This window comes from Enterococcus sp. NBRC 3427, from assembly GCF_007996925.1.
In the GTDB taxonomy this organism is placed as follows: Bacteria; Bacillota; Bacilli; order Lactobacillales; family Enterococcaceae; genus Enterococcus_B; species Enterococcus_B lactis.
Window position 1 is genome coordinate 1 of the sequence record NZ_BJLL01000037.1, and the last position, 26896, is coordinate 26896.

Sequence of the window (26896 nt, forward strand, 5' to 3'; positions counted from 1 at the left end):
TAATGAGAACAGCCAAGTAAAAACAGCTTCTTATGTTTTTAACTTGGCTGGACTTATTACCGCAGATGTAAGTTTTTGAACACCGTTTATTCGGAAAAAGGAACTGCAACAATTTTTGTCGCAGCTCCTTTTTTCAATAGCTCTAGCTATTCAATATAAATAGAATAAAATTCTCTATTGGTTTCATTCATTCGTCAAGACGAAAGCATCATTCTTTTTTTGATAACTGAAATAAATGAACAGGTAAAGTAAACCGGTCAATACAGTTACCCCAATGGAGTTCGTGAATAGGATACCGAGGAAAATCAACCCTAAGACAGCTAATGCAAAAAAGCTGATTCCTTTGTCCCATAACGTTCCTTTCCTTAGTGCCAGTACAAAGGACGCAGCACTGATAATGATCCAGATCAATAATACTGTATAGGAAAGAGAACCTGCCAGATAGCCAAATAATTTGTCACCGACAAAATAAGAAAGAGCCACACCTAGATAAAGAACACTGGTACAAAACAGCACAGCACGTTGCGGTACTTGATGCTTGTTTAAAACAGCTAGTTTTCTAGAGGAACCTTTTCGATCTTTCAAGCGGAAGAACAAAATTCTCGAAGAAGCATACACACCTGAATTGATAGACGAGAACAGAGCAAGAACAATCACGAAATTAACGATATCTGCCGCAAATGGAATATTCATTTTTTCAAATACCATCACAAAAGGACTAACGTTCGTGCCTGCTAAAGTATTCCAAGGAAAAATAATCAAAAGCAAAAATAAAGGAATAATGTAAAAGGAAATGATTCTTCCCATGACGCCTTTGATTGCTTTAGGAATCGCACGTTTAGGATCATCTGCTTCGCTTACTGTGATAGCAATCAGCTCAGAACCGCCGTAAGAATAGATAACTACAAGCAAAGAACTGATGATTCCCTTCATACCATGGGGAGTAAAACCACCATGATCAGTTAATTGTTGAAGGGTAGGGAAAACACCAGTACCCAACATTTGCTGACCGACAAGATAAGCCGCAAAAATGATCAATAGGATAATGACACTGATTTTAGCAAAGGCCAGCCAATATTCTGTCTCTGCGAATAATCGTACCGAATAAAGATTGATGATAGTAGTTAAAACAGCCAACATAAAAACAAATACCCAAGCTGGGATGTGGGGGAACCACAACTGTAAAAAGGAAGCAGCTGCAACAGCTTCAGCAATGATATTGATAATCCACATGGACCAGTAGACCCAATCGGTAAAATCGGCAGAATGAGCACCTAGATATGGACGAATCAATCCAGATAATCCGTGGTGCGTATCGCCACCACTTAAAACGATTTTTCCCAGACCTTTCATCACGATATATAAAATTATGCCGCCAATCAAAAAAGCGATCAATACAGAAGGGCCGGCGATTCCAATCGCTTCGCCACTTCCTTTAAATAGACCTGCACCAATCGCTCCACCCAAAGCTAGCATGGTGATATGTCGGGAGCTAAGTTGTTTTTTCAATTTTTTATCTTCCATAAATAACCTCTTTCTTTTAAATTCACAATCAAAATGTATAGTAAGAATAAATAGCAATAATAACAATGACTAATGATAACAAATTTTCAGACAATTACAACTATTCAGAAAACTTTTAGGCATATTTTAATGGAAGAATGATTTATTTCATCGTATTTTCATAGAAATGTTAAATTTTTATAAAAATAATAGGAAGCGTTTTACTGGCTTTTTACTATTTAAACAGGCTATCATAGGAAAAAGTGACAGAGAAAGTGAGGCGGAACAGATGAACAAAAACGACGTATTGCTAGTTGCGAAAAATAAATCACTTTATTTTTTTCCTTCCATCCGCTCTTTAGATGTTTGGTCCGGAAAAGATTTACTACAGTCGGAATTCATTAAATCAGCTCGACAACAGTTGGCAAATTATCAGCTGATCGTTTTTTTAGATTATGGATTTGATATGGAGATGGCTCGACGCGTGCGTCCATTTACCAATGCAAAAATCGTGTTATTTTTTTGGAACCACTTCAAAGCAGAACACGAGGCGATGCTGAAACAGGCACAAGATGAACCGGCAATCGATGAGATTTATCATTTTGATTTTTTGGAAGCGAAAGAACTTGGACTAAAACATAATAGTTCCTTTTATTCGAAACATATGGATTTTTCTTCTAGCGAACCAAAGACGGATCTTTTTTTTGGTGCAACAAATAACGGCAGAAAAGAACGGGCAGAAAAATATAAGCAGGAATTTACAAAAAGAGGTGTTACGACCAATTACTTTATTCTTCCGCTTCGAGGAAATGAACAACCTGGATACCTTACTTATGAAGAGTATCTGAAAAAGACTGGGGAATCGAGCGGGATTCTAGAACTGTTGCGGGAAGGGCAGCAAGGCGTGACTTTGCGAACGTTTGAATCTATGTATTTTCAAAAGAAGCTAGTGACAGATAATCAAGCCATAGCTCATTATCAGTTTTATCATCCTGAAAATATTTTTTTGCTTCAAGAACGTGATTTAGATGAATTACCGGAATTTCTGCATACGCCATTTCAGCCAATCCCATCAGAACTGTTGGAATTTTTTGATGCAGAAAATTGGGCAAAACGATTTTTCACTACTGACTCCGCTATTTATGAACAATATGAATACGATCTTTCCTCTGTTAAAAATAAATAAAAGTGCCAACCAATCATAGATGAAAATAAACAAGCGCAATTCTTATGGCAACATGAGAATTGTGTTTTTCTTTTTGATCTTTCATGGGGGTTAAAAAATGAGAACCAGCTGCTGATCCAGCTGATTCTCATCATAGAGCCTTTTATTCTGCGCCAAGGATTCCTTCTTTTGCATGGACTAATTGGGTCAAAAAGGCACAATATGGTGTAGCAATATCATATTTTTGTCCTTTTCGCCAAACGGCACCATTGATGTAGTCGATTTCAGTCAAACGATGGTTTTTGATCAGGTCTTGGTACATAGATGGGTAATGCAACCCGATGTTGTCAGGATCATAAGTAGAAGCAATATGTTGGTACACTTCTTCTTGATCTAATGTGATTCCTTCTTTTGCTGCGATAGAAGCAAACTCAGATACGATCGTTCGAACCATGCCCTCTGCCGCTTTTTGCGCACCTAGTTCAGCAATATTACAATCCAAGATCGTGCATAATCCATTTAATGTTCCGTTTACACAAGCTTTTCGCCAAATGGAATAACGAACATTATGACTATAGATTGGATTCAATTTTGCTTCTTGAAAGACTTCTACAACTTTTTTTGTAAATGCTTCGCCTTCTGGTTCCAAGTTCTCTAGTTCGATTTCTCCATCACCTAATAATGTGACTTTTCCGGGACCAGCTAGACCAGCTGTCCACATCGTGATTCCAAATAAGATATTTTTCTTTGGTACATATTTTTCCAGTACATCTTCATGACCTAATCCATTCAGTAAACACAAAACATAAGTATTCTCAGTAATAATGGATTGGATCGAACGAAACATATCATCTAATTGATTCGCTTTTGTCAAGGCTACGATCAAATCCACGTGTTCGTTGCTTTCGATGATTTCTTCTGGTGAATAGATTGGCAGTTTTGCAACTACTTCTTTGCCATTAAAGTCAGCAATCAATCCATTTGTACGAATGGCTTCAATGTGAGCAGGCCAGCGATCGATCAAAACGACCTCATTTCCGCTTTGATGCAACATCAATCCGATTCGGCTGCCCATTGCTCCGGCTCCAGCTATTGCGATTTTCATGTTTTTTCTCTCCTTTATTCAATGAGTTCCCTTTTAGTATATAGAAAAACAGAAGAAAATAGCATTGTTTTGTTTGAAAAAAGTGAAAAAAAGTGTCTTACTTAAGAAGAAAGTGAGGGATATAGATGGATATTTTGGCGGCAATCGATTCATTTAAAGGAAGTGCTTCTTCATTTGAATTAAATCAGGCAGTTCTAAATGGCTGGGAAGACCGTAAAGGAAGAAAAATCAATGTGCCGATTGCAGATGGCGGAGAAAATACTGCAGAAGCAATCTATTACGCGCTCGGGGGAACCTGGCGTACGATTGATGGGATGGATCTCTTATTTCGTCAGCGAAAAATCAGTTATTTATTGACGAACTGGCAAGGAAAAAATACCGCAGTCATTGAATCTGCACAAGTACTAGGATTAGATTTACTTGATAAACCAACGGATCAAACCATCCGACTTGCTTCTAGTTATGCCTTGGGAGAGCTTATCAAAGATGCACTGCTTCAAGAAGTGGAACAAATCATTGTCACTTTAGGAGGAAGCGGATGTAGCGATGGTGGTCTAGGATTACTCCAATCCTTGGGTGCTTCTTTAGAAGGGTACACAGAAGGAAATCCTTTGTTATCTACTAGAAAACTTCATTTGGATCGAAGGAACGTTCTTGTTTCTAAAGTAAAAGTGATCATCGCTGCAGATGTGACCAATCCATATACAGGTCAACAAGGAGCTGCTTGGCAATTTGGAAGACAAAAAGGAGGAACGGATACGACGTTAGCTTTCTTGGATAAACAAGCAGAAAAGATTGTTCAGCAGATAAAAGATTTTTGGGAGGTGGATTTAGATGACATCCCAGGAAGCGGAGCAGCAGGCGGTATTGGCGGAGCCCTTTTTTTGTTAGGAGCGAAGATGGTCTCTGGTTTTGAGTTGGTCAGCCAAATCACTGGATTAGAAAAACAGATCGAACAAGCAGATGTCATCATTACAGGAGAAGGGCGGATTGATCAGCAAACAATCCACGGAAAAGTTCCATATGGCGTAGCAGTGCTTGCAAAAAAATATCGAAAACCAATAATCGCTATTTGCGGAAGTAGAGACCAAGAGTTGGAAGGACTCTCTGATTTTCTCCCCATTGTCTTAAGCATTCAATTAGGACCAATCGATTTAGAGGAAGCAATGGAACACAGGCAAACATTAGAAAAAACAAAAATCTTAGGACAGACACTCAGCAGATTTTTCACCATCCTCCCGAAGTAGTTGACAAAATCAATTTCTTTATGCTATCGTAATTTCAAATATAGGACAAAGTGAGGGATCCGTGCATTGAAAAATTAAGTCGATTGATGAAAGCTGCATTCAGACTGTACCTTGTGGAGACAAGGGAGCAGTGTGCAGATTTTCAGGATTGGCTTGGTTCTTTCGATGTATGGGTCTTTTTGTGTGCACCAAACCCTTGCATCCTCTTTAGCCAGTTCTGAAAATAGGACTGGTCTTTTTTTACGAGGTGATGGAATAATGTCTAAAATCGAAATAAAAAATCTGACATTCGGCTATGACAGCCAAGGCACATTATTATTTGAACAAGCCAATCTAAACTTTGACACACAATGGAAACTAGGACTTATCGGACGAAACGGTCGAGGAAAGACAACTTTACTGAATATCCTGCAAAACAAACTCCCTTATCAAGGGCAAGTGATCCATCAGCAAGCGTTTGTCTATTTCCCGCAGCAAACAAAAGATAAAGAGCGTTTAACCTATTATGTATTAAATGAGATTACGGATTTTGAGATATGGGAAATTGAAAGAGAGCTCCAACTGATGCAAACAGATCCTGAAATCTTATGGAGAGAATTCAGCACACTATCAGGAGGAGAGAAGACAAAAGTCCTATTGGCACTCTTATTTGTGGATGACACTCATTTCCCGTTAATCGATGAGCCAACGAATCATTTGGATATCTCTGGCAGAAAACAAGTAGCGGCTTATTTGAAAAAGAAAAAACAAGGATTCATCGTGGTGAGTCATGATCGGGGATTTATCAATGAAGTAGTGGACCATGTTTTAGCAATCGAAAAGAGCCAGCTGGAACTTTATCAAGGGAATTTCTCTATCTATGAAGAACAGAAAAAACTTCGTGATGAATTTGAAATAGCTCAAAATTTAAAATTGAAAAAAGAAGTCAGCAGGCTAAAGAAAACAGCGGCAGAAAAAGCAGAATGGTCTCGTTCCCGTGAAGGAGACAAAACAAAGAAAAAAGTCGGATTCATCGATACGGAATCTAGGCGAGTGAATAAAGGAGCAGTAGGCGCTGATGCTGCACGGACGATGAAACGAGCTAAAGCAATCGTGAATCGGATGGAAACCCAGATCAGTGAGAAAGAAAAATTATTAAAAGATATCGAGTATATCGATGCTTTGACGATGAATAGCCAAGTGTCTCATCATAAACGGCTGTTAAGCGTAGAAAATCTTCAGTTAGGGTATGAAAATCTGTTATTCGAGCCAGTTCATTTTACGATCGAACCTCATCAGCGGGTAGCAATTTCAGGTCCTAACGGCGCGGGAAAGTCATCCATTATCCATTATCTTCTGGGAACATTCAACGGCAAGGTTGTAGGAGAAAAATCCCAGCCCAAACATTTGACCATTAGTTATGTACGTCAAAATTATGAAGACAATCGAGGGACATTGGCGGAATTCGCAGAGAAAAACCGAGTAGACTACCAAGCATTTTTGAATAATCTCCGAAAGCTTGGGATGGAAAGAGATGTTTTTCATAACAAAATCGAACAGATGAGTATGGGACAACGGAAAAAAGTGGAATTGGCTAAATCTTTATCACAACCAGCTGAGCTATATATATGGGATGAACCATTGAATTATTTGGATGTCTTCAATCAAGAACAATTAGAACAACTGATTTTGAACGTGAAACCTGCTATGTTACTAGTGGAACATGATCAAACCTTTCTAGATAAAGTATCTACTGAGATTATTTCTCTTGAGAAAATCTAAACCTTGTAATCTCAAAGACAACAAGGTATGGTTAAGGAGAACTTTGTCAACGAAGGAGAGAATCACATGCTTTATGTAACGAGACACGGAGAAACAACTTGGAACGCACAAGGATTAGTTTGTGGGCGGGCAGATGTGCCGCTGACTGAAAAAGGACAGATACAGGCACAGGCGCTAGCAGAAAAGGTAGTAGATTTGCCTGTTCCGATCACGAAAATCATCCATTCCCCTCTTCAACGAGCAAGAGATACAGCACAAGCAGTAGCTGATCGTCTCAATTTGCCAATGACCGCTGATGAGCGATTGGTAGAAATGGATTTTGGGGATTATGATGGACTGCCAAGCAAAGATGAAAACTTTCAAAAAGCGCGTTTAGCGTTTGCTGTACGTTTCCCAAATGGAGAGTCGGTCTTAGATGTGTATGCACGGATCGTTCCTTTATTGAAAGAATGCATGGAAGACGAAGAAAATGTCTACTTGTTAGTCTGTCATAATGCCTTGATAAGAGTGATCAATGCTTATTTTCATCCGATGCCTAATGAAGGATTCTTTACATTCATGGTAGACAATACAGAATTGGTTTCTTATGAGTAATTAGGATTTTTTGTTATTTAAATAAAATGTTTCAAGGCACTGCTTTTGCTTAGCAGTGCCTTTTTTTAGGTTATGACAATTCTTTTGGCAGTATAAACCTAATTTTTAGAAATGAAATTTAATTATTTTAATAAAAGTATTGAAATTTTGTTTCTTTAGATATATACTCTAGTCATAGGAATGAAGACGGATACAGAAAAAGAGGGATAATATGTTTGGCTTTTCAATATTTATGAATGATTCTTTGTCAGAAGAGAAGAAACAGTATATCCGCCAAATGGCATCCAATGGCTTTGTCGGTATTTTCACTTCCATGCATATACCGGAAGATGATGTTTCGGCTTATCAAAATCGATTGATCGAACTAGGAAGCGAAGCGAAAAAGAATAAACTAGAGTTGATGGTCGATATTTCAGGAGAGGCATTGAAACGAGCTGGCTTTTCATTAGAAGATCTAACACCCTTGAAAGCAATTGGTGTAACAGGGTTAAGAATGGATTATCATATTTCTAATCAGCAGATCGCTGACTGGTCTCATCAATTGAAAATCAGTTTGAATGCCAGCACGATCACGCCTAAAGATATCGATGAGTTGAAAGAAGCAGAGGCTGATTTCTCACAGATCGAAGCTTGGCATAATTATTATCCACGTCCTGAAACAGGGCTGGACAAAGAATGGTATCAGGAAAAAAATCAATGGCTCAAAACTCAAGGATTCCTTGTCCAAGGTTTTGTACCAGGAGATACAGAGTTGAGAGGTCCACTGTATCAGGGATTGCCGACTTTGGAAGAACATCGAGGAATCCATCCTCTTGCAGGCGCTCTTGATCTATTAGCAAGTAACACGGATATTGTTTATATCGGAGATGCAGGTCTGTCAGAACACGTTCAGGAGCAATTTGCTTCTTTCCAAAAAGAACAGACAGTCTTGCTCCATACGGAACCTGTAGATGAAGATTTTTACGAATATATATTAGGAAAACATACGAATCGGCAAGATGATGCAAGAGATGTCATACGAAGCGCAGATGCGCGTTTTCGAGAGATTCCGCCAATCCCAGTAAGAAATACAGCTAAGCGTATGAAAGGATCTATTACTTTAGATAACGAAAAGTATTTGCGCTATATGGGCGAGATCCAATTAACTAAATATGATTTGCCAGCGGATGAAAAAGTGAATGTAGTAGCCAAAGTCATCAAAGAAGAACTACCGCTGATCAACCAAATCAAAGCTGGTATGAACTATCAATTTATAAGAAAAGAAGGAAGATAAAAATGAGCAAAATCAATTTAGAGAACCTAACAACGGAACGCAGAAACCAAGAAACTTTTGGATTAGATGAAATGAGTATTTCTCAAGCAGTCCAACTAATGAACAAAGAAGATCAGAAAGTGGCCGCTGCTGTTGAAAAAGAACTGACAAGTATCGAGCCAGTGATCGCCAACACGATTGAATCCTTTAAAAAAGGTGGTCGGTTGATTTATATGGGAGCTGGAACGAGTGGTAGACTTGGTGTATTAGATGCTGCTGAATGTGTACCGACATTCGGTGTAGAACCGGAAATGGTCATAGGTCTAATTGCTGGTGGAGAAGAAGCAATGACTGTAGCCGTCGAAGGAGCCGAAGATTCTTATGAATTAGGGCAAGAAGATCTAATCAAGCTGAATTTAACAAAAAATGATATAGTTATTGGTATCGCAGCTAGCGGTCGTACACCATATGTGATTGGTGGATTAGATTACGCAAAATCGATTGGTGCTGTTACAGGAACGATTTCTTGCAATAAACAAGCAGAAATCAGCAAGCATGCGGATTTCCCAATCGAAGTCGATGCAGGACCAGAATTTTTGACAGGCTCTACTCGATTGAAGTCAGGAACAGCACAAAAACTGATTTTGAATATGATTTCTACTATCAGTATGATCGGTATCGGTAAAGTATTCAATAACTTGATGGTCGACGTCAAACCAACAAATGAAAAACTAATCGAACGCTCAAAACGAATCATCATGCAAGCGACAGAAGCTGACTACGAAACAGCTGAAAAGTACTTTGAAGAAGCAGATCAAAATGTCAAACTGGCTATCGTCATGATTTTGACAAATAGTGATAAAGAGGCAGCTCAAGCAAAATTAGCTGAAGCAAACGGTTTTGTAAAAGGAACCTTATGAGGGGGAAAAGACCATGGCAAAAAACGAATTGACTTTGGAAGAACTGGCAAAACAAATTTATCAAGGAGCAGGCGGTATGGGCAATGTTGAAAGCATTGTCCACTGCATGACTCGTGTACGTATGAAGGTCATCAATGATGATCTTGTAAATGTCTCGGAATTAAAAGCGATTCCAGGAGTACTTGGCGTAGTAGAGGATGAACAGCTCCAAGTCATCATCGGACCTGGGAAAGTGAACAAGGTAGCGCAGGAAATGGTTGACTTAGCAGGCGTGAAATTAGGAGAAAAACTTCCTTCTGCTAGTGCAACTACAGCAAGTTCTTCTGCATCTGGAAAAGACCGTGTAAACGAACGGGCACAAGAAATGAAAGCGGCACAAAAATCGAAACAGAAACCCTCTAAAATCAAATCGGTATTAAAAGACATCTCTAATATCTTTGTACCAATGATCCCTGCATTTGTCGGCACTGGGATCGTGGCAGGGATTGCCGCAGTTTTAGCAAACTTAGTCACAGCTGGAACACTAGACGCAGGAACATGGCAACAATATATCGATGTGATGAACATCTTGAAAAACGGGATGTTTAGCTATCTAGTTATCTATACAGGTATCAATGCTGCACAAGTTTTTGGTGCAACGCCAACGCTTGGTGGAGTTATCGGGGCTGTTGTGATGCTGACAGGGATGAATCCGGAAGCACCACTGAAAAACTTGTTTACCGGTGAAGCTCTTGCAGCTGGACAAGGCGGGATCTTAGGTGTTATCTTCGCAGTTTGGTTATTGTCAATCGTTGAGAAAAAACTGCATAAAGTAGTACCTGATGCGGTAGATATCATCGTTACGCCAACTCTTTCACTGATTGCCATCGGTCTGATCGAGATTTTCTTCATCATGCCTTTAGCAGGGTTCATTTCTGACGGCATGGTCGGTGGGATCAACTGGGTACTTGGTGTTGGAGGAGCATTTGCCGGCTTCGTTCTAGGTACATTATTCTTGCCAATGGTCATGTTCGGACTACATCAGATCTTGACGCCAATCCATGTACAAATGATTGATGAAACTGGTCGTACCTTATTGCTTCCAATCCTTGCGATGGCCGGAGCAGGACAAGTGGGCGCAGCATTGGCATTATGGATCCGTTGCAAAAAAGACAAAGAATTAACAGAAATGATCAAAGGGGCTTTACCAGTCGGAATCTTAGGGATCGGCGAACCATTGATTTACGGAGTAACATTACCTCTAGGACGTCCATTTATTACTGCTTGTATCGGTGGAGGTATCGGTGGGGCAGTGATCGGAATGATTGGAAATGTCGGAGCAATCGCTATTGGACCTTCAGGAGCCGCTTTGATCCCATTGATCTCTGATGGTAAATGGTTAGGCTATATCCTTGGTTTATTGGCCGCTTACGCTGGTGGATTCGTTGCTACATTCTTCTTCGGTATTCCTAAAGACCGTTTAGAAAAAGAAGAACTAGCGACCGAAACAGCCACAGTAAATGAAGTACCTGAAAAAGCAGTACCTCAAGCTTCAGCTGAAAGTGTGACTATCCTCTCATCAGTCGCTGACGGAACAGTAGTTTCTTTAGATAAAGCAAGTGATCCAGTTTTTGCACAAAAAATGATGGGTGAAGGTTACTTTGTAGAACCAGAAAACGGACATATCTATTCTCCGGTTACTGGAGTAATAAGTTCTGTTTTCCCAACAAAACACGCTATCGGCATTACGACACCAAATGGCTTAGAAATCTTGCTTCACATGGGCATCAACACAGTTGACTTAGGCGGTACGCCATTCGATGTGAAAGTAACAGAAGGACAGCAAGTGACACCTGATACGCTTGTAGCAGAAGCTGACCTAGAAGCAATCAAAGCAGCAGACAAAGAAACCTCCATGATCGTCTTGGTAACCAATATGGATCGTGTAAAAAACTTTGTCTTGGAAAAAACAGGTAAAGCGAAAGCAAAAGCACCTGTGATGGATGTCAAAGCTTAATAAGAATAGAAACAATAGAGACCATAAAAAGAAGAAGCCGAAATCTATTTTTCAGCTTCTTCTTTTGTGTTATTTATTTTTTTCTGCCAAAATTTGATAAACGCGTGCCACATCAGATGGTGTTCCCCGTAATTCATAATCTGCCAAGAAAGGAAAGCCGAATCTTTGTGCGTATTGTTTGGCTGTCAGACAATATTGATTATTGAAGTTTTTATTACCGCTACCGACTACACCAAGGCAAAGTTTATGATTGTCTTCGTATTCCAGATATTCGCGCATCGTTTCGGTCAAGATTTCTGTGTCACCGTTGTCTAACCCATTCCCGCCGTCTAAATAAGTAGGAACGAAAGTAAAAAATGGTTCTGTTTCTTTCGTAAAATCACTATTTTCATGGATTTCTTTTAAAGTAACTTCAGGATTGACAGGATCTTCTGCATGCATTTTTTCAGCATATTCTGCTAGATGTTTGGCAAAAGCACGCGTATTTCCTGAAATCGATATATATAAAATGTTCATGGATCATCCCCCAATTCTTTCCCTTTAGTATAGCATCTTTTTAAGTTTTTTGGTGGTGTAATTTGGAAAGGGACTAGGCGCTTTGCTTGTATAATGAGAAAAAAGTCGGTAGAATTATATTTCTATTAAAGTTTTTATTAATTAAGTAAAAATAAAAAAGGTTTGTTATACTTTTTGATAAAAGCGGTTTTACTTTGGAGGATGCTTACATGGATACAGAGCAACAGAAAAAAGGAATTGGTTTGATTCCACTTGCTGCCTTAGTGATTGGTTCAGCGATTGGAGGTGGCGTATTTGGTATTATGACGGACATCTCCGGATCGGCTGGTGGCCCAGCTATCTTCAGCTGGGTACTCGTAGGAACAGCAATGTTGATGCTCTCCTTATCGATCAATAATATCAATAAAAAACGTCCAGATTTAAAAGGCGGGATCTTTAGTTACGCAGAAGAAGGTTTTGGCCGTTTCGCTGGTTTTATCAGCGGTTGGGGTTACTGGCTCACATGCTGGTTAGGAAACGTGGCGTTCGCAACCTTGTTGATGAGTGCATTAGGTTATTTCTTCCCCGTATTCGAAGGTGGTCAAAATGTGGCATCGATCGTGATGAGTACGATCTTCTTATGGGGATATGCATGGCTAGTGAATCGGGGAGTTGAAAATGCTAGCTTTGTCAATGCTATCGTCACATTTTGTAAATTAGTGCCATTATTTTTATTTATTGTAGTAGCTATCAGCACCTTTTCGATCCAACAATTCATTAATAACTTTTCTAGCGATATCATATTGAATGCGAATGGGCAGCCGATCCCGTTTTCTAGTCAAGTATTGAGTTGCATCATGGTGATGCTCTGGGTATTCGTTGGTATTGAAGGAGCTTCTGTCGTAGGCTCACGAGCAAAAAAACAATCGGATGTTGGGAAAGCAACGATTCTAGGGATATTCGGTTTGATCATTATTTACGTCTTGGTTTCCATGCTTCCATATGGCACAATGACGATGAATCAGCTGCAAACGATCAAAGCGCAACCTGCTATGGGATATGTATTTGAAATGATGGTTGGTAAATGGGGGGCGGTCGTGATCAACGGCGGTTTGATCATTTCTTTAGTTGGGGTTTGGCTCTCATGGACGATCTTGCCGATTGAAACAATGGGGAATATGGCTGAGGACGGACTTTTGCCTAAAGCATGGGGAAAACTCAACAAAAATGGGGCACCAACTTATGCTATCGTATTGACGACGTTATGTACGAATGTCTTTTTACTTTCATTATTATTCACTGACAGTGCGTATAACTTTGCTTATACACTTGGTACAGCAGCGATTTTCTTCACGTGGCTTTTCTTAGGGCTGTACCAAATGAAGCTTTCTTATCAGCGGAAAGAATGGGTCCAATTTTTAGTAGGGTTTTTAGCAAGTGCTTTTCAAGTATGGGCCATGCTCGTCGTAGCCTTTAATGAAGTGATGCTTGTTCTTGTTCTTTTCTTACCAGGCATTTATTTTTACCTCAAAGCACGTAAAGAGCAAAACGAACCTGTACAACATATCCACTTAGATAAGATTTTACTTATCGGTGTGACGATGGTCGGAGTAATCGCAATGGTTTTATTTGCCACTGGGATGCTTCACGTATAGAAGTATAAAGAGAGGCTGTGAGCCTGTCGTTTATTCAAAAAAAGGAGCGGTGACACGAATGGTGTCACTGCTCCTTTTTTTGAATAAATGGTGTTCAAGAAGTAGCTTCTTCTAAAAATAAGCCGAAATTTCTTGAAACTGACCACTTCTGTCATAACCTCTTTTTTAATGAACCATCATACATTTTTTCGCTTGAATACGAGGTATCCCAATGCTAAGAACAAAGCAATGTAAGCTAAATTGCCAAACAGCATTTGATTAGTAGAAAGATGAGTCCATTGCTTCATGGTCTCTTCGTTGCCAATTTGGTTTTGCAGATTCAGCATACTGATTGGATTCCATTTGACCCACTCCCATTTTTGAATGAGTGCGATGAGGATACCAGATATGATTGATGAAGCAAAATAAAAGACGATCCCTGCTGAGATGGAGGCACCGGAACTATTGATAAAACAAGCAATCATCAACACTAAACTTAAAATCAGCCATAAACCGATATAACTACCCAAAGTATAAGTGAACAAGCTTTGGATTAGTGTCTGACCAGTAGAAATCTTCTCCGTAAAGGAAATCGAAGGGAAAAGGATCAGTTTCATCAACACGGTGACAATAATAGCTAAAAGGTATAAATAAATAGAATAAATAACTAATGTGATCCATTTACTTACTAATATTTCTCCTCGAGAATACTTTCGATAAAGGAGATTTTTCAATGTACCATATTGTGATTCCATTGAAATGATCGTACTTGCAGCAGCAATCATGATAAAGACAATCCAAGATGTGGCACTGAAAAGCTGAGCAGTCATTTCAACTGGATCAATAATCGTCGTGTATTTTTTGGCTAGAAGTGCTGTTCCTATGAGCAAAGCGACTAATAGAACAGATAAAACAGCAGTTGACTTTTTCTTGATCAATTTAAATAATTCTTGTTTTACAAGCAATGTCATTTTTCCTCTTCCCCCTTTACTGAATCCAGAATTTCCAATAGGGAAGATTCCAAATCATTCGTCAGATGCTGAACATCTGTCACATGGATATTTTCTGCAGACAATAACTGGATCACAGTTCCTAATAATTCTTCGTTTTCTTTTAGAAGCTTGATTTTATCAGGATCTTCCAAGGGATATCCAGCGTCTGTCAAGATCGTTCGAGCAGCTTGATCATTTGTTGTAGAGATAACGATGAAATCTTGCGCTGTTTGGTTCAATTCAGCCATTGTACATTGTTTGATGATCTTTCCTTGATTGATCAGGATCAGCTCATCGACCATTTTTTCAAGCTCGCTGAGTAAGTGACTGGAGATCAAGAAAGAGGTGCCCTGAGTAGCCAAGTCGGTAATGATTTTTCGCACATCTCTTGTTGCTTGTGGATCCAAACCGTTCATCGGCTCATCTAAAATAACGATAGATGGATGGTTCAGTAAGGCAAGAGCAATTCCCAATTTTTGTTTCATTCCCAACGAGTAGGATTTCGCTTTTTTGTGAATGTACTTTTCCATCTTGAGCTGATTCACGATAGTGTCGATAGCAGATACATCGTTTGTTTCAGAGAATAACTTCAGATGATCATAACCTGTTAAGAATGGATAGATACCCGGATATTCGATCAATGCTCCTACTTGTTCTAATCCTTTATGACTAGAGGGAAAAATCTCATTTTCACCAATACGGATCGTTCCTTCTGAGTAATGGATCAGTCCTAAAATAGCTTTCATGATCGTTGTTTTTCCAGCGCCATTAGGACCTACTAATCCAACGATTTTGCCAGGAGATAAGCTAAAACTGACATCGCTGAGGGCTTGTTTGTGACCAAAGTTCTTGGATAATTCTTGGACCGAAAGACTTTTCAAAAATATTCACTCCTTTTCTATAGATAGTACAAGCATACACCTGATGAGTAGAGAAGTCGCTAGGTCATTAGTCTTATTTTCTTGTTTTTTCATAGAAAGAGGAATATCAAATAAAAAGCCCCACTTTTTCTGATCAGTCCTTGTCTGCTTGTCTAAATATCTAATGACCGCTAGTGATCTTGATGCCAATGATGCTGATGAGCAACAACCCGACAAAGAACCAAGTGGAAAGATTCAGCTTATCATGAAACAAGACCACACCAATAATGACCGAACCAACTGCGCCAATCCCTGTCCAAATAGGATAAGAGAGACTCATCGGTAAACTTTTGATTGCCTTTGACAAAAAGTAAAAACTAGCAATCATGCCAATCACTGTGTAGAAAGAATAATTGACTTTGGAAAAACCATCACTCCATTTCATCATCGTTGACCAGAATACTTCCAAAATCCCTGCTATGATTAATTCCATCCATGCCATACTGACATTCCTCCTTAACTATAAAAAAATACACAAAAAGAGGAAAATCATCCCTTCAAAGACCTAATGGAATGATCATCCTCTTTATCCTACCCGGTGGCAGATCGTATATCTTTTTCTGTAGTATAGCACACCTAACAAGTTATCGGCAATCTGATTCTTCTTAGTAAGGTGCATCAAGCATTGATGGATACATCATTAGCGGAAAAGAAAATAAATGCTTTTCAACAGCATAGAACTAATCTGTTATTTATAAATAATTTAAAAAAAACGGTAGCTGTTCCTTGTTTTTATCTATTATCGAGCATTAGATTGAAAAAAGCTTTATCTTACAATAAGTAAGGTGAATTATATAATAAAAAAATAACGAAAAATATTTAAAAATAGTGTCTATTTCGTGAGAAAACAGCTATATTTTTTACGTGTTTTGCATTATAATTAAAAAAATATTGTCATTTTATGGAGGAAAATACATGGAAAATTATCTTAGCCTTTTAGGCGTCTTGATCGTTATTCTCGGGTTCGCATTTAAATTAGACTCGATATTGATCGTAATGGTTGCTTTAGTTGTGACAGCTTTGACTGGCGGTCTTGGCATTCAAGGAATGTTAGAACTTTTAGGCACAAGTTTTGTGAACAATCGTGGGATGGCGATTTTCATCATCATTATGTTGGCGACAGGAACACTTGAAAGAAATGGTCTGAAAGAATCAGCGGCTTCCTTGATCAAGCGATTCAAGAAAGTATCTGCTGGCATGATCGTAGATATTTATGGGATCTTTCGAATGATCTTTGCAGCTTTTAACGTGAGTTTTGGTGGAGTTGCTGGATTTGTTCGTCCGATCATTCTACCTATGGCATTGGGAACCATCGAATCAAAAGGGTTAGAAGTGCATCCGAAGCATGAAGAAGAACTAAAAGGGATGGCTTCAGCTATGGAAAATGTCTGCTGGTTCTTTGGACAAGTACTGTTCATCGGAGGAGCAGGGGCATTGCTAGTCCAATCCACATTGAAAGATCTAGGATATGACGTAACATTGGGACAGCTTGCTTTAGTGGAAGTTCCAGTGGCTATCACAGCTTTAGTCGTGGCAAGTGTCTATTTCTATCTTAAAGAAAAGAAGCTAGCGAAGAAATATTATTCAGGAAAGGGGCAATAAGATGGACTTTTTTACAAATCCTGATATTTTGTTAGGCGATAAATTATTGGAGATTCTTTATATCGTGATGGGACTTGTGTTGATTTACACTGGAGTAAGAAACTTAACAGATAAAACCAATCCTCATCGTTACGGCTCAGCCTTTTTCTGGACGGTTTTAGGGGTAGTTATTGCAGGAGGAAGATGGCTTCCGGCAATCGTGAACGGCGGCTTGATCTTTGCGATGACCATACCCGCGATTGCTAAGAGAGTCAGCAAAGGAGAAAGCCGGCTTCCATCAAAAGAATATATGGAAAAAATGTCAGACAAACTAGGAATGAAAATATTTATTCCAGCTTTGAGTATCGGTGTCTTTGCGATCTTGTTTGCTTTATTCACCAATTTAGGTGCTTTAGTCGGTGTGGGTGTCGGTGTTTTTGCGGCTATGCTGATCTTGATGTTCTTTTCTCGAGATAATCGCCCAAGCACATTTTTAGATGACGCAGCAGATATGCTGGGCACAGTAGGGCCGTTAAGTATGTTGCCAATGCTTTTAGCTTCTCTTGGTGCGGTATTTACAAGTGCCGGAGTTGGAACAGTGATTTCCAATGCCGTAGGTACGATCGTTCCAGAAGGAAATGTGAACATCGGTATCATCATTTATGCTCTTGGCATGGTGATATTTACGGTAATCATGGGGAATGCATTTGCGGCTATCACCGTGATGACGGTTGGTATCGGTGCACCATTCGTATTTAGCCATGGAGCGAATCCAGCGTTAATAGGAATGGTCGCGTTGACTTGCGGTTTTTGTGGAACTTTGCTGACACCAATGGCTGCTAACTTTAATATCGTACCAGTGGCGATGCTGGAGATGAAAGACAAATACGGCGTGATCAAAAACCAGTTGTTTATTGCGTTATTTATGCTGGTTTTCCAAATTGCTTACATGATTTTATTTAAATAAAAGAAGAGGTTGTGCCAAAAGTGGTCAGCTTCAAGAAATAAGAAGAAATTGACAAAATGGCTTCTCGAATTTTTGTGGCATTTCGGCTTATTTTTCGAAGAAGCTACTTCTGGAACACCATTTATTCGGAAAAGGAGGTGTGACACTAGTCACACCCCCTTTTTGTTTTTCTAATACTCAGGTCAGGGCGCTGATTTCACAACCTCTTTTTTTAGTTTCCTGCCACGAATCTATCGAAAAAGAGCGTGGACTTTTTTCGATGATATAAGGATCATGGGTCACAACGATGACTGTTTTCCCTGCGCGATGCTGTTGGAATAGCAGATTCAAGATATGGTTACGGTTCTCGTTATCTAAAGAGCCAGTGGGTTCATCTGCTAGGATCAGTTCTTTGTCTTCTAGTAGAAGTTTGGCAAAAGCTAGGCGTTGCTTTTCTCCGCCAGAAAGACGATAAACTTTTGTTTTCAATGGATAGTCTAAGGATACCTTGGCAAGAGCTTCTTGCTGCAGCTTGATTTTTTCTCTTCGTCTGGTCTTTCGATAGATGAAGGGAATGTTCAAATTGTCCATGATCGTTTCATCTTCAATCAATCCATGATTTTGGAAAAGATAGGAGATTTTATTTCTCCGTAGTAAAAGAGCTGCTTTGCTGTTGATTTTCGGCGCATTTTTTCCAAAGAGCGAGACCGTTCCTTCATCGAATGCATCAATGAGTCCCAAAAGATTCAATAAGGTGGATTTTCCTGCACCGCTTTTTCCGTGGATCGTCCAAAATTCTCCTTGATCGATCGACAAGGAGACAGCATCCAGGACAAGTTTTCGTTTGTAGGTTTTCGTTACATGATCTAATTGGATGAGAGACATCAGACTATCATTCTCCTTTTAATATAGTTGCTTTTTCTTTTCTTTCCAAACGGTGCAAGGTGAAGAAAATCATTCCTATCTCTAAGATAGAAAAAAGTATCAGACTTTAGAGCCAAGCAAAAGGCGCATCCATGAAAGTCGTATATAAAACCAATGCACCATATTGTATGAAAAACGGCAAGAAAATCATACGATAAGTTTTGATCATGGAAATACCATTCAATCGCCAAATCGTATATTTCTGCTTTTTGATCTTCAAAGAGATCAGCACGAGATAAGCAATCATCGTGATCAAAAGATAAAGAGCGAAGAGAATTTCCAGACTACGTTGTTTGATTCCGCCAAGACCTCTTTGTAAATCTACTTTTTTGATTTCTGAAAGCGGAGTGAGGACTGGGTAGTTGTCCAATAAATAATTTTCTTCCAGTACCTTTTTGATCGGTTCGAATGTTTCCTCGACCGATTGAGTGATAGGGACTTTCACCGGATCGAAGTGCCCCATACCTGTAATGATTTGCCGAAGGTTTCCCGCACTGTTGTTTCTTGTTTGGACTTCGATGACATTCGGATAGTAAATGATTTCTTCATCTGGATGGAATGTATGGATCTCTTGTTTGGACCGGATGAGATAAAAATCAGCTTGTGATTCATCCAGAAAGTAACCATGCAAATAATGTTCTTTGATTTCTTGGAACTGATTCTCCAATCTTTCCGGTACTAGAAAGACACGTTGTGTTTCCTCTGGAGAGATCGTTATTTTTTGTCCAGTTACGCTGATGATCGGGTATTTTTGCAAATAATTGACATTTACACAAATTTTGCGGTTGATTTCTTTTTCTTCCATAAAGTAACTGACTGTACCAATCAGTAACATCCCGTTTTCTTCTAGATATTGATACAAGCGGTCTTGTTGGGCGCTTAATACATTGTTTTCGATACTGATGACTTCATGGTTGTTTTTCCCTGAATAGGTATTATAAAATACTGCATACTCAGAAAATTCATCCGGATACGTAGAAGGAAGAAGCGACAGATTGACCAGTTCTACAAGTGTAAGGACGCTTGCCAAGCACCAGACGAAGGCGATGGTCTTGAAGAAATAAAGTGAAAAAATAAAAGTTCTGGCATACGATTTCCTATTTAGATTCTCCACAAAAGAAGTGGTGCATAAGAAATAAATGACACATAGCAAACTAATGATAGATACGGTAAAAAAAGCGAATTGGTGGAACATGTTCAAAAGGAAGATTGATGGATCAAAAATTAGCTGGACCAAACAACACGATCCGAACAGGAAAAGTAGATGTTTTATCAGTACTTTATACAAGATCGTCGCACAAGAGAGTCCGTTCAATCGTAGGATCGACAACTTCCTTGCATTGTCGAATAGCCATAGAGCGGTGAATAACAGAAAGAAGATCAGACTGATAACAATCAGGTTTCTCACAGGGCGATGATCAAGCAATATGATGGTTTCTGGATAATCTGTATATTGAAAATCCTGCACCGTGAATGAAGGTTGATAGAGTTCATTATACTTAGTCGTCAAGCTTTCGATGAACGCGGATACCTGCTCTGAATTTTGGCTCTCTACAAATTTCGTCGCTTCTTTAAAGGAAGGCAGCTCTATCAATGGATGATTATTGAATGAAGCATAATTGATCGTATAGTGTTGGGTTGAGAGGTGTTTTGCTGAAGGATGATTCAGCAGCGTTCTCAAATCAGTCTCATTGGAAAAATAGTCGATCACGACTAAATCAATACTTGGGTCAGGCTTTCCGTTCGTGATTTTGGGTGTGAAATTTGTTTCACGAAAAAGTACGTTCAACTGTTCTTCTTCTGCCGTTTCGAGCAAAATGGTCAGATTTCTCGTAAAATTTTGTCGATCGTCTTGGATCGTTCGAGGTAGATCGAACGATTGGTATTGTTCAGGAAGTGAATAGCTGTCGGCGATGATCCTTTCTTGTGCCACCTCTTGGACATAAAAGAAAATCATAAATGAAAGGATAGAAAAAAGGACGAATAAATTCAACCGAATAAGTTTATTGTTCATGAAATGTGATCCTTTACTGTTAAAATAAGTAGCAATTTTTTAATGATGTCTGATGAAAACATCAGTGTAGTTACTTAAAGATGGATTACCACCAGCCGTAATACGCTAAGCCTGTGTGTTTGCTATCACCTACTACAGTGGCATAGGCATACATGTTACGGTCAGCATAAGCAGTATATCTTCTACCTCCAACCACTGCTGTTGCATAGTGGAATTTATCATAATGATTGAAATTTGACCAAGCACGTTTTTGTCCTATTGGCATAACAGGCCAACTATGTGTCCCGTATGTCCAATGTCCGCGGTGGATATGGACAGATCCTCTGCTTTCTAAAGGGACATCTGTTATGAGAGAGGGATCTGTCGTGCCAATCACTTTCCCGCTATCATCCAAAATGACCCCGCCTGATCGAGGCATTTGTTCGGTTATCCGTATTTCGTTTTTTGAGTCTGTGACTGTGTCAGCATGTACTTCTGCTTGCACCATGCTAATGACGGTACTTCCTAAAAGAAGTCCTATTTTGCAAACTAATGTTATTTTTTCATTTCTTACTTCCTTTCTTTAATAAATGGTATAGGTGATATTTCCATCAGACAATCTTTATTTTATAGTAAAATAATCCGCTTTCAAAGTAGTGGAACACCATTTTTTTATAAGAATATATTAAGTTTGCTCTGTTATGTTATTTAAACTCTTCTTTCCTTTATTTACGCTGTTCAAGGAAAATGGTAAGATAAAAGATAACCATATGTTAAATCAATCGGACGGAGGAACAACAGATGAAAGTACTAGTAACAGGTTTTGATCCATTTGGTGGGGACAAAGTGAATCCAGCCTATGAAGCAGTAAAGAAAATGCCAGATGAAATCAGCGGTGCTGAAATCATCAAAGTGGAAGTGCCGACCGTATTCGAAAAAAGCAGTCAAGTAGTCAAAGAAGCCATCCAACAGCACCAACCAGATGTCGTGATCTGTGTCGGACAAGCAGGCGGACGGTCAGCAGTCTCGTTTGAACGTGTCGCAATCAATCTAGCAGAAGCAAGAATCCCTGATAATGAAGGAAATCAGCCGTTCGACACGGCTTTAGAAGAAAACGGTCCGGCCGCTTACTTTACTTCATTGCCAATCAAAGCAATGACAAAAAATGTACAAGATCATGGTCTACCAGCGTACATCTCTTATACAGCAGGAACATTTGTCTGCAACGATATCATGTATCGTTTGCTTCATTTGATCGAAACGCAATTCCCTGCAATTCGCGGTGGGTTCATCCACGTACCATTCTCACCAGATCAAGTGATCGATCGTCCAGTGGGTACACCTTCTATGTCTCTGGAAGACATTGCTTCTTCTTTGACTTATGCAGTTGAAGCAGCAGTAGAAAATAAAGAAGATATTTCCGGGAATGCCGGAACAACTCACTAATTTAGCAAGAAACACTGGCTGGTTGCTAACGTTATGTTAGTAGCCAGCTTTTTGTAATTAGAAAGGAAAGAAATAGCCGTGGAAGAATGGCAATCCGTCTTTGAAGAATGGTTTCCAAAAGAAATCAACAAAAGCTATCCTATTAAGATCTCTAAACAATACACAAGCAGTCAACGTTGGGAGATCTATGCAAAATTAACAAAAAAACAGCGGGAACTAGTCGATAAGCACCGCCGATATCTAATCAGCTCTCGTTTTATGGAAGAACATTATTTGGCCGCAACAGATTGGGTGTTTTCTGACTTCAAGATCAATCCGTTTTTTCGAACAAAACGAAGCCAGCAAAAATTGTATTGCGAATGTGGGAGAGAATTAAAAGTGCAATATATCGTCAAATCGCCAAAAACCGGAAAGATCCTAAAGCTAGGTATCAACCACTTTGCCGATCACCTGCATGTTTCTCCGACAGTAGCAGCTTCGATCCATCAGGGAATGACAAAAGTCGATCTGGCCTTAGATGAATTATTATGGCTTAAGCAAAAGAATATCGATTTTCCTGAAGAACTATGGCAAAAATACTGTTTTGTCCTATACCAAAATCGACGGATGAAACAGCCATATTTACCGGATATAAAATTAGCACAGCGTCTCGCAGAATTTCGCCAAGCAGAAATGCCGATTTACATAGCGGATTATCAAGCATTGGAAAATGAAATCAAGAAAATCAGTGAACACATCAATGGGCAGCCAAAAAAGCGACAGATAAAGAAAGAACTGTTTGACGACTTTGCAGAAGAATTAGTAAAGGATGTAGAAGAATTCTTGAACAACTATCGCACATTTTTACGTAAAGATTGGCAATCCATCGTTTATGAAGAAGTGCCAGCACATCCTAATGCTTATTTTGAAACGTTTATTTCCGCATTGAGAAAGACAAAACGTCAGCGAACACCAGAAGTCATTGCTCAGATGGAATATTTTGCGAAAAAACAACGGTTCATCCAACCAAAAATCTATCTATTTATTTGGAAGCAATATTGTCGCTATGGTTTTACGGAAGGATTCTTCGACAGCATTCCTCGGATAGTCAGAAATGGTTTTTTAAAAGTATTGCGTAAAGAACGAGAAGCCGTACAATTTGCTGATAAGAAAGGGCACACAGTCTCAAAAGAAAAATGGCAGCTAGTAGTGAAGGATATCCATTCTGGGAATGTACAAGAGACAATCGACAAATGGAAAGGAAAACATTATCGTTTTACTGAAGCGCAAAAACAAGCGTTAGAATATTATCAGAAGTTAGAAGAATCACTGCGTTTCAATGATGAGGCAAGAAAGTATCTGAAGGAATTACTATAAAAAATAGGCTTTCTCTCTATTTTTAGAGAGAAAGCCAGCTTTTTTATGCGTGTTGTTGTGCGTTGTAGTATTCTTCTTCCATTTTTTGCATACGTTCACGTTCTTTTTGGTTATACCAAGGAGAAACGGTAAATGCAAGGACATCATTCAGCAAGTAAACAGAGCTGTTCACGAACATCGCCAAACTTGCAGATCCATGCGTAAATGAAATATACCAAAGGACCATTTGTGCAAGCCCTGAAGCTAACCACCAGTAATATTGGTTATTGTAACGCAAGAAACTGATGATACCAGCAGTCAAGCTAATGGAAAAAGCAATGGCATCTACCCATGGGCGAGGATCATCTGTATAACGACCAATCAGGAATCCTGAAACAAGATAGACAAGGAAAGTACTGATGATTGCGATAAACCAGCTTTTTCCAGTGAATTTTCGGATTTTTGAAGCCATATTATGATTCCATTCTTTGCTTAACAATACGGGGATATCCAATGTGATCATATAAGCAATCTGTTCACCGATACTTAAATAGTTCTTTGCTGAAAATCCAACGATAATAAAACAAATCGCAGACAAAATACCTAAAATACCGTTGACTGATTTTGCCGCATTGATGGATAAAATACACAGTACACCAAGCGTGGTACCGATAAATGTGATAACGGACAGCCAAGTGATGGGACTATTGACAAGAGTCATGACCTGACAGCCAAGACTGAAAAAGAAAAGATAATAATTTTGTTGCGGCCAGCCTTTTAGCTGATGAGCTAAAAACTGAAAATATGACTTCATGTATGAGGACTCCTTAAGACACTAAATGTAGTGTGTTCTGTATTTACTAACACAATCTATTGTATGCTTTTCTTGAAAAAAAACTAGTCTTTCAATTATAAATAATTTGTGTTATGATAATTTTCTGTTTGTTTTCTTGAAAATATAATTTCTTACTTTCATTTATTATATTGGGAACAGGAAGAGTGTCTTGGAGGACCTACTTTCTGTTTTTTTTTTGCCTTTTTTCTTATAAAAAGAAAAAACAGCTATTTTTTTCAAGCTGACACATTTACAATGGAACTGGAGAATAATGTAGATGTGAATTTAAACAAAGAATAGGAGTGCTCATATGAACCTTACAACGATCCATCATGTAGCCATCATTGTTTCAGATTATCAGAAATCACGTGATTTTTATGTTAATAAATTAGGATTTGAAGTAATCAGAGAAAACTACCGCAAAGAACGAGATGACTATAAATTAGATCTGAAACTAGGAAGTGCCGAATTGGAGATTTTTGGAATTGCCAATGCGCCACAACGACCAAACTATCCAGAAGCTTGTGGCTTGCGTCATCTTGCTTTCAAAGTAGACGATATCGAAGAAACAATTGCAGAATTGCATTCCCTAGGGATCGAATCTGAACCGGTAAGAGAAGATACGTTTACAGGTAAAAAAATGACCTTTTTCTTTGATCCAGACGGGTTGCCGTTAGAACTACACGAATAAAGATAACAAAATTGTCACTTTTTTTTCGTTTCATTCGATTTTTCGTTCGTTCATTTCTTGATATTCTTTAAAAAAAAGAAACAGGAGAATGAAGAATGAAAAAAATGATGTTTGGTGCTGCTGCCCTCATCGTAATATTGATTACCGGTATGACAGGATTGCTCAGCGCCGCTTTTCACTTGGATGATATTAGTGATCAAGAATATCGGATCTCATTGAACGAAGCAGCAGCAATCGCTAAAAAAGAAATAAAAAAACACAATATATCTTCTATCCATTTTGCAGTGGAAAAAGAATTGGATAATCCTACGAATGCAACATATGAATACCAGTTTTTTTGTGAAGGACAAGTCATAGCAGTCAATCCGTCCACTGGGAAAGCAACTGTAAGGAATCATACAGAAAAAACAGCAGAACCTTTATTTGATATAGAAAAAACGGAAGAGTTCAAGCAACCGCAAGTAGCGATGAAAGAAGCAGTCAGCTACTACGGGAAAAAAGCAAAAGTGAAAGAGTGGGCGATTGTAGTTAAAGATGAACGTCCGTATTATCAAGTCCAATTAATTGATGGAAAACAGACTCAACAGGTATGGATATCTGCATAGAAAAAGGCTATTGCTTCTCTTTTTTTCAATATAAGAGTAAGCTAAGAGGGTAAAGATGAAAGGAAGTTGAGATAACATGGAAAAAATGAAATGCCCTAATTGCGGGAAAAAATTTGCATACGAAGAAGTCAATAATGTAGTCGAACATAATGATAAAGAAATGCCAATCGTCTGCCCTTATTGCCGAACTGAAGCGGCAAGAATCGTTACTCATGGTTATTTCATTACTGAAAAGATAGAAGATTTTTTAAAATAACGATTTTGCGATTTCTTTTTCTGCATGTTAGAATGGAGAAAAGGAGAGGAAACTATGATTCGTTTTGCGAGAAAAGAAGATGCTCCAGAAATCGCCCCATTGATCTTAGTAATTCTAAAAGACATGGAATTGCCATTTTTGAAGCAGACAGGGGAACAAAAGACTTTAGAGATTTTAGAAGAAGCAATCACTGATCCTAATTATCGCTACAGTTATTCACGAGGTATCGTAGAAGAAATAGACGGTAAAGTTGCAGGAGTTGCTTACGGTTATACAGATGAAGAAGAAGCAATCATCGATCAGCCACTGGTACCTATCTTAGAAAAATATCAGTTAGATGCGTCTACACGTTTGTTCATTGATAAAGAAACGTTTCCCAATGAATGGTATTTGGATTCTATCAGTGTATCAGAAGATTTTAGAGGGCAAGGCATCGGTTCACGATTATTAGAAGCATTACCTAAATTGGCGAAGAAAGCGAATCGCTCCGTCATCGGACTGAGTGTGGATGAAAAAAATCCAAAGGCTAAAAAATTATATGAACGCCATGGCTTCAAAGTGGTCGGTCAGCGGATGATCAGTGGTCATCTTTATGATCATATGCAAAAGAAATTAAATTGATTTAAATGGTCAAATAGTAAAAAAATAATACTAGTGTAAAGAAGAATAATTGTTACTAAAAATTGAATAGGTTTTAATA

Annotated in this window: 26 protein-coding genes; 16 read left to right on the plus strand and 10 right to left on the minus strand. The window is 38.8% G+C overall.

Going from position 1 to position 26896, the window contains the following annotated elements; genetic code table 11:
* Nucleotides 1-183: 183 nt before the first annotated feature.
* Nucleotides 184-1524 carry an amino acid permease gene (locus ESP02_RS08765; protein ID WP_002374011.1) on the minus strand — a complete coding sequence of 447 codons (1341 nt, stop codon included), beginning with the start codon at nucleotides 1522-1524 and terminating at the stop codon, nucleotides 184-186.
* 268 nt (nucleotides 1525-1792) lie between these two features.
* Between ESP02_RS08765 and ESP02_RS08770 the strand changes: the two genes are divergently transcribed.
* Nucleotides 1793-2689 carry a hypothetical protein gene (locus ESP02_RS08770; RefSeq protein WP_010732040.1) on the plus strand — a complete coding sequence of 299 codons (897 nt, stop codon included), beginning with the start codon at nucleotides 1793-1795 and terminating at the stop codon, nucleotides 2687-2689.
* A gap of 142 nt (nucleotides 2690-2831) precedes the next feature.
* Here ESP02_RS08770 and ESP02_RS08775 read toward each other — a convergent pair whose 3' ends face one another.
* Nucleotides 2832-3773 carry a 2-dehydropantoate 2-reductase gene (locus ESP02_RS08775; RefSeq protein WP_002374006.1) on the minus strand — a complete coding sequence of 314 codons (942 nt, stop codon included), beginning with the start codon at nucleotides 3771-3773 and terminating at the stop codon, nucleotides 2832-2834.
* Nucleotides 3774-3898: 125 nt separating this feature from the next.
* Between ESP02_RS08775 and ESP02_RS08780 the strand changes: the two genes are divergently transcribed.
* From ESP02_RS08780 to ESP02_RS08805, 6 genes are all read left to right on the plus strand, one after another.
* Nucleotides 3899-5020 carry a glycerate kinase gene (locus ESP02_RS08780; protein ID WP_002374003.1) on the plus strand — a complete coding sequence of 374 codons (1122 nt, stop codon included), beginning with the start codon at nucleotides 3899-3901 and terminating at the stop codon, nucleotides 5018-5020.
* Nucleotides 5021-5278: 258 nt separating this feature from the next.
* Nucleotides 5279-6781, plus strand: coding sequence for an ABC-F type ribosomal protection-like protein Eat(A) (gene eat(A), locus ESP02_RS08785; protein WP_025478464.1), 1503 nt, complete (start codon nucleotides 5279-5281; stop codon nucleotides 6779-6781).
* Between the two features lie 66 nt (nucleotides 6782-6847).
* Nucleotides 6848-7375 (plus strand): histidine phosphatase family protein, encoded by a 528-nt coding sequence (locus tag ESP02_RS08790; RefSeq protein WP_025478463.1) that lies wholly within the window; start codon nucleotides 6848-6850, stop codon nucleotides 7373-7375.
* Nucleotides 7376-7586: 211 nt separating this feature from the next.
* Nucleotides 7587-8648: a DUF871 domain-containing protein gene (locus tag ESP02_RS08795; RefSeq protein WP_002373997.1), complete on the plus strand. Its 1062-nt coding sequence runs from the start codon at nucleotides 7587-7589 to the stop codon at nucleotides 8646-8648.
* Nucleotides 8649-8650: 2 nt separating this feature from the next.
* On the plus strand, nucleotides 8651-9547 hold the full coding sequence (gene murQ / locus ESP02_RS08800) for an N-acetylmuramic acid 6-phosphate etherase (RefSeq protein ID WP_002306098.1): 897 nt from the start codon (nucleotides 8651-8653) through the stop codon (nucleotides 9545-9547).
* A gap of 13 nt (nucleotides 9548-9560) precedes the next feature.
* Nucleotides 9561-11543, plus strand: coding sequence for a glucose PTS transporter subunit IIA (locus ESP02_RS08805; protein WP_002308350.1), 1983 nt, complete (start codon nucleotides 9561-9563; stop codon nucleotides 11541-11543).
* Between the two features lie 69 nt (nucleotides 11544-11612).
* On the opposite strand, the gene nrdI is transcribed toward ESP02_RS08805, so the two are convergent.
* The gene (gene nrdI, locus ESP02_RS08810; RefSeq protein WP_002306102.1) at nucleotides 11613-12059 is read right to left on the minus strand and encodes a class Ib ribonucleoside-diphosphate reductase assembly flavoprotein NrdI; all 447 of its coding nucleotides are present in this window, start codon (nucleotides 12057-12059) and stop codon (nucleotides 11613-11615) included.
* Between the two features lie 209 nt (nucleotides 12060-12268).
* On the opposite strand from nrdI, the gene ESP02_RS08815 reads away from it, so the two are divergent.
* Complete coding sequence (locus ESP02_RS08815) at nucleotides 12269-13693, plus strand: basic amino acid/polyamine antiporter (RefSeq protein WP_002306103.1); 1425 nt, start codon at nucleotides 12269-12271, stop codon at nucleotides 13691-13693.
* 176 nt (nucleotides 13694-13869) lie between these two features.
* On the opposite strand, the gene ESP02_RS08820 is transcribed toward ESP02_RS08815, so the two are convergent.
* The 3 genes from ESP02_RS08820 to ESP02_RS08830 form a co-directional block, all read right to left on the minus strand.
* Nucleotides 13870-14643: an ABC transporter permease subunit gene (locus ESP02_RS08820; protein ID WP_002373993.1), complete on the minus strand. Its 774-nt coding sequence runs from the start codon at nucleotides 14641-14643 to the stop codon at nucleotides 13870-13872.
* The gene (locus ESP02_RS08825; RefSeq protein ID WP_002373991.1) at nucleotides 14640-15545 is read right to left on the minus strand and encodes an ABC transporter ATP-binding protein; all 906 of its coding nucleotides are present in this window, start codon (nucleotides 15543-15545) and stop codon (nucleotides 14640-14642) included. The genes ESP02_RS08820 and ESP02_RS08825 overlap by 4 nt, the downstream gene beginning before the upstream one ends.
* Before the next feature lie 160 nt (nucleotides 15546-15705).
* A complete protein-coding gene (locus ESP02_RS08830) occupies nucleotides 15706-16026 on the minus strand; it encodes a multidrug efflux SMR transporter (protein WP_002308356.1) in 321 nt (106 codons plus the stop codon).
* A gap of 473 nt (nucleotides 16027-16499) precedes the next feature.
* On the opposite strand from ESP02_RS08830, the gene ESP02_RS08835 reads away from it, so the two are divergent.
* Together ESP02_RS08835 and ESP02_RS08840 are read left to right on the plus strand one after the other, a co-directional pair.
* Nucleotides 16500-17186, plus strand: a complete 687-nt coding sequence (locus ESP02_RS08835; RefSeq protein ID WP_002308360.1) for a DUF969 domain-containing protein — start codon at nucleotides 16500-16502, stop codon at nucleotides 17184-17186.
* A gap of 1 nt (nucleotide 17187) precedes the next feature.
* Nucleotides 17188-18132, plus strand: coding sequence for a DUF979 domain-containing protein (locus tag ESP02_RS08840; RefSeq protein ID WP_002373987.1), 945 nt, complete (start codon nucleotides 17188-17190; stop codon nucleotides 18130-18132).
* Between the two features lie 177 nt (nucleotides 18133-18309).
* On the opposite strand, the gene ESP02_RS08845 is transcribed toward ESP02_RS08840, so the two are convergent.
* From ESP02_RS08845 to ESP02_RS08855, 3 genes are all read right to left on the minus strand, one after another.
* Entirely contained in the window at nucleotides 18310-18996 is a 687-nt protein-coding gene (locus ESP02_RS08845) for a putative bacteriocin export ABC transporter (RefSeq protein ID WP_002373981.1), read from the minus strand.
* A 106-nt stretch (nucleotides 18997-19102) separates the two neighbouring features.
* Nucleotides 19103-21049 (minus strand): hypothetical protein, encoded by a 1947-nt coding sequence (locus ESP02_RS08850; RefSeq protein ID WP_207711916.1) that lies wholly within the window; start codon nucleotides 21047-21049, stop codon nucleotides 19103-19105.
* Between the two features lie 85 nt (nucleotides 21050-21134).
* The gene (locus tag ESP02_RS08855) at nucleotides 21135-21536 is read right to left on the minus strand and encodes a lactococcin 972 family bacteriocin (protein ID WP_002373977.1); all 402 of its coding nucleotides are present in this window, start codon (nucleotides 21534-21536) and stop codon (nucleotides 21135-21137) included.
* Nucleotides 21537-21829: 293 nt separating this feature from the next.
* On the opposite strand from ESP02_RS08855, the gene pcp reads away from it, so the two are divergent.
* Both pcp and ESP02_RS08865 read left to right on the plus strand, forming a co-directional pair.
* Nucleotides 21830-22474, plus strand: a complete 645-nt coding sequence (gene pcp / locus ESP02_RS08860; RefSeq protein WP_002287081.1) for a pyroglutamyl-peptidase I — start codon at nucleotides 21830-21832, stop codon at nucleotides 22472-22474.
* Between the two features lie 78 nt (nucleotides 22475-22552).
* On the plus strand, nucleotides 22553-23830 hold the full coding sequence (locus ESP02_RS08865) for a hypothetical protein (RefSeq protein ID WP_002373975.1): 1278 nt from the start codon (nucleotides 22553-22555) through the stop codon (nucleotides 23828-23830).
* 43 nt (nucleotides 23831-23873) lie between these two features.
* On the opposite strand, the gene pnuC is transcribed toward ESP02_RS08865, so the two are convergent.
* Nucleotides 23874-24623 carry a nicotinamide riboside transporter PnuC gene (gene pnuC / locus ESP02_RS08870; RefSeq protein ID WP_002287078.1) on the minus strand — a complete coding sequence of 250 codons (750 nt, stop codon included), beginning with the start codon at nucleotides 24621-24623 and terminating at the stop codon, nucleotides 23874-23876.
* A 331-nt stretch (nucleotides 24624-24954) separates the two neighbouring features.
* Between pnuC and ESP02_RS08875 the strand changes: the two genes are divergently transcribed.
* The 4 genes from ESP02_RS08875 to ESP02_RS08890 all read left to right on the plus strand — a co-directional run bounded on the left by ESP02_RS08875 (nucleotide 24955) and on the right by ESP02_RS08890 (nucleotide 26817).
* Nucleotides 24955-25335: a VOC family protein gene (locus tag ESP02_RS08875; RefSeq protein ID WP_002313429.1), complete on the plus strand. Its 381-nt coding sequence runs from the start codon at nucleotides 24955-24957 to the stop codon at nucleotides 25333-25335.
* 95 nt (nucleotides 25336-25430) lie between these two features.
* Nucleotides 25431-25940, plus strand: coding sequence for a hypothetical protein (locus ESP02_RS08880; protein ID WP_002373973.1), 510 nt, complete (start codon nucleotides 25431-25433; stop codon nucleotides 25938-25940).
* A gap of 76 nt (nucleotides 25941-26016) precedes the next feature.
* Nucleotides 26017-26196, plus strand: coding sequence for a hypothetical protein (locus ESP02_RS08885; protein WP_002308376.1), 180 nt, complete (start codon nucleotides 26017-26019; stop codon nucleotides 26194-26196).
* A gap of 54 nt (nucleotides 26197-26250) precedes the next feature.
* Nucleotides 26251-26817, plus strand: coding sequence for an N-acetyltransferase (locus ESP02_RS08890; protein WP_002346106.1), 567 nt, complete (start codon nucleotides 26251-26253; stop codon nucleotides 26815-26817).
* Nucleotides 26818-26896 lie beyond the last annotated feature (79 nt).

Coding starts and splice junctions, on each gene's coding strand:
- ESP02_RS08790 (WP_025478463.1), top strand. CDS start 6,848: ATGCTTTATGTAACGAGACACGGAGAAACAACTTGGAACGCACAAGGA.
- ESP02_RS08795 (WP_002373997.1), top strand. CDS start 7,587: ATGTTTGGCTTTTCAATATTTATGAATGATTCTTTGTCAGAAGAGAAG.
- ESP02_RS08815 (WP_002306103.1), top strand. CDS start 12,269: ATGGATACAGAGCAACAGAAAAAAGGAATTGGTTTGATTCCACTTGCT.
- ESP02_RS08890 (WP_002346106.1), top strand. CDS start 26,251: ATGATTCGTTTTGCGAGAAAAGAAGATGCTCCAGAAATCGCCCCATTG.
- ESP02_RS08855 (WP_002373977.1), bottom strand. CDS start 21,536: ATGGTGCAAGCAGAAGTACATGCTGACACAGTCACAGACTCAAAAAAC.
- ESP02_RS08845 (WP_002373981.1), bottom strand. CDS start 18,996: ATGTCTCTCATCCAATTAGATCATGTAACGAAAACCTACAAACGAAAA.
- murQ (WP_002306098.1), top strand. CDS start 8,651: ATGAGCAAAATCAATTTAGAGAACCTAACAACGGAACGCAGAAACCAA.
- ESP02_RS08880 (WP_002373973.1), top strand. CDS start 25,431: ATGAAAAAAATGATGTTTGGTGCTGCTGCCCTCATCGTAATATTGATT.
- ESP02_RS08805 (WP_002308350.1), top strand. CDS start 9,561: ATGGCAAAAAACGAATTGACTTTGGAAGAACTGGCAAAACAAATTTAT.
- ESP02_RS08835 (WP_002308360.1), top strand. CDS start 16,500: ATGGAAAATTATCTTAGCCTTTTAGGCGTCTTGATCGTTATTCTCGGG.
- nrdI (WP_002306102.1), bottom strand. CDS start 12,059: ATGAACATTTTATATATATCGATTTCAGGAAATACGCGTGCTTTTGCC.
- ESP02_RS08780 (WP_002374003.1), top strand. CDS start 3,899: ATGGATATTTTGGCGGCAATCGATTCATTTAAAGGAAGTGCTTCTTCA.
- ESP02_RS08830 (WP_002308356.1), bottom strand. CDS start 16,026: ATGGCATGGATGGAATTAATCATAGCAGGGATTTTGGAAGTATTCTGG.
- ESP02_RS08850 (WP_207711916.1), bottom strand. CDS start 21,049: ATGAACAATAAACTTATTCGGTTGAATTTATTCGTCCTTTTTTCTATC.
- ESP02_RS08885 (WP_002308376.1), top strand. CDS start 26,017: ATGGAAAAAATGAAATGCCCTAATTGCGGGAAAAAATTTGCATACGAA.
- ESP02_RS08820 (WP_002373993.1), bottom strand. CDS start 14,643: ATGACATTGCTTGTAAAACAAGAATTATTTAAATTGATCAAGAAAAAG.
- ESP02_RS08770 (WP_010732040.1), top strand. CDS start 1,793: ATGAACAAAAACGACGTATTGCTAGTTGCGAAAAATAAATCACTTTAT.
- ESP02_RS08765 (WP_002374011.1), bottom strand. CDS start 1,524: ATGGAAGATAAAAAATTGAAAAAACAACTTAGCTCCCGACATATCACC.
- pcp (WP_002287081.1), top strand. CDS start 21,830: ATGAAAGTACTAGTAACAGGTTTTGATCCATTTGGTGGGGACAAAGTG.
- pnuC (WP_002287078.1), bottom strand. CDS start 24,623: ATGAAGTCATATTTTCAGTTTTTAGCTCATCAGCTAAAAGGCTGGCCG.
- ESP02_RS08875 (WP_002313429.1), top strand. CDS start 24,955: ATGAACCTTACAACGATCCATCATGTAGCCATCATTGTTTCAGATTAT.
- ESP02_RS08775 (WP_002374006.1), bottom strand. CDS start 3,773: ATGAAAATCGCAATAGCTGGAGCCGGAGCAATGGGCAGCCGAATCGGA.
- ESP02_RS08840 (WP_002373987.1), top strand. CDS start 17,188: ATGGACTTTTTTACAAATCCTGATATTTTGTTAGGCGATAAATTATTG.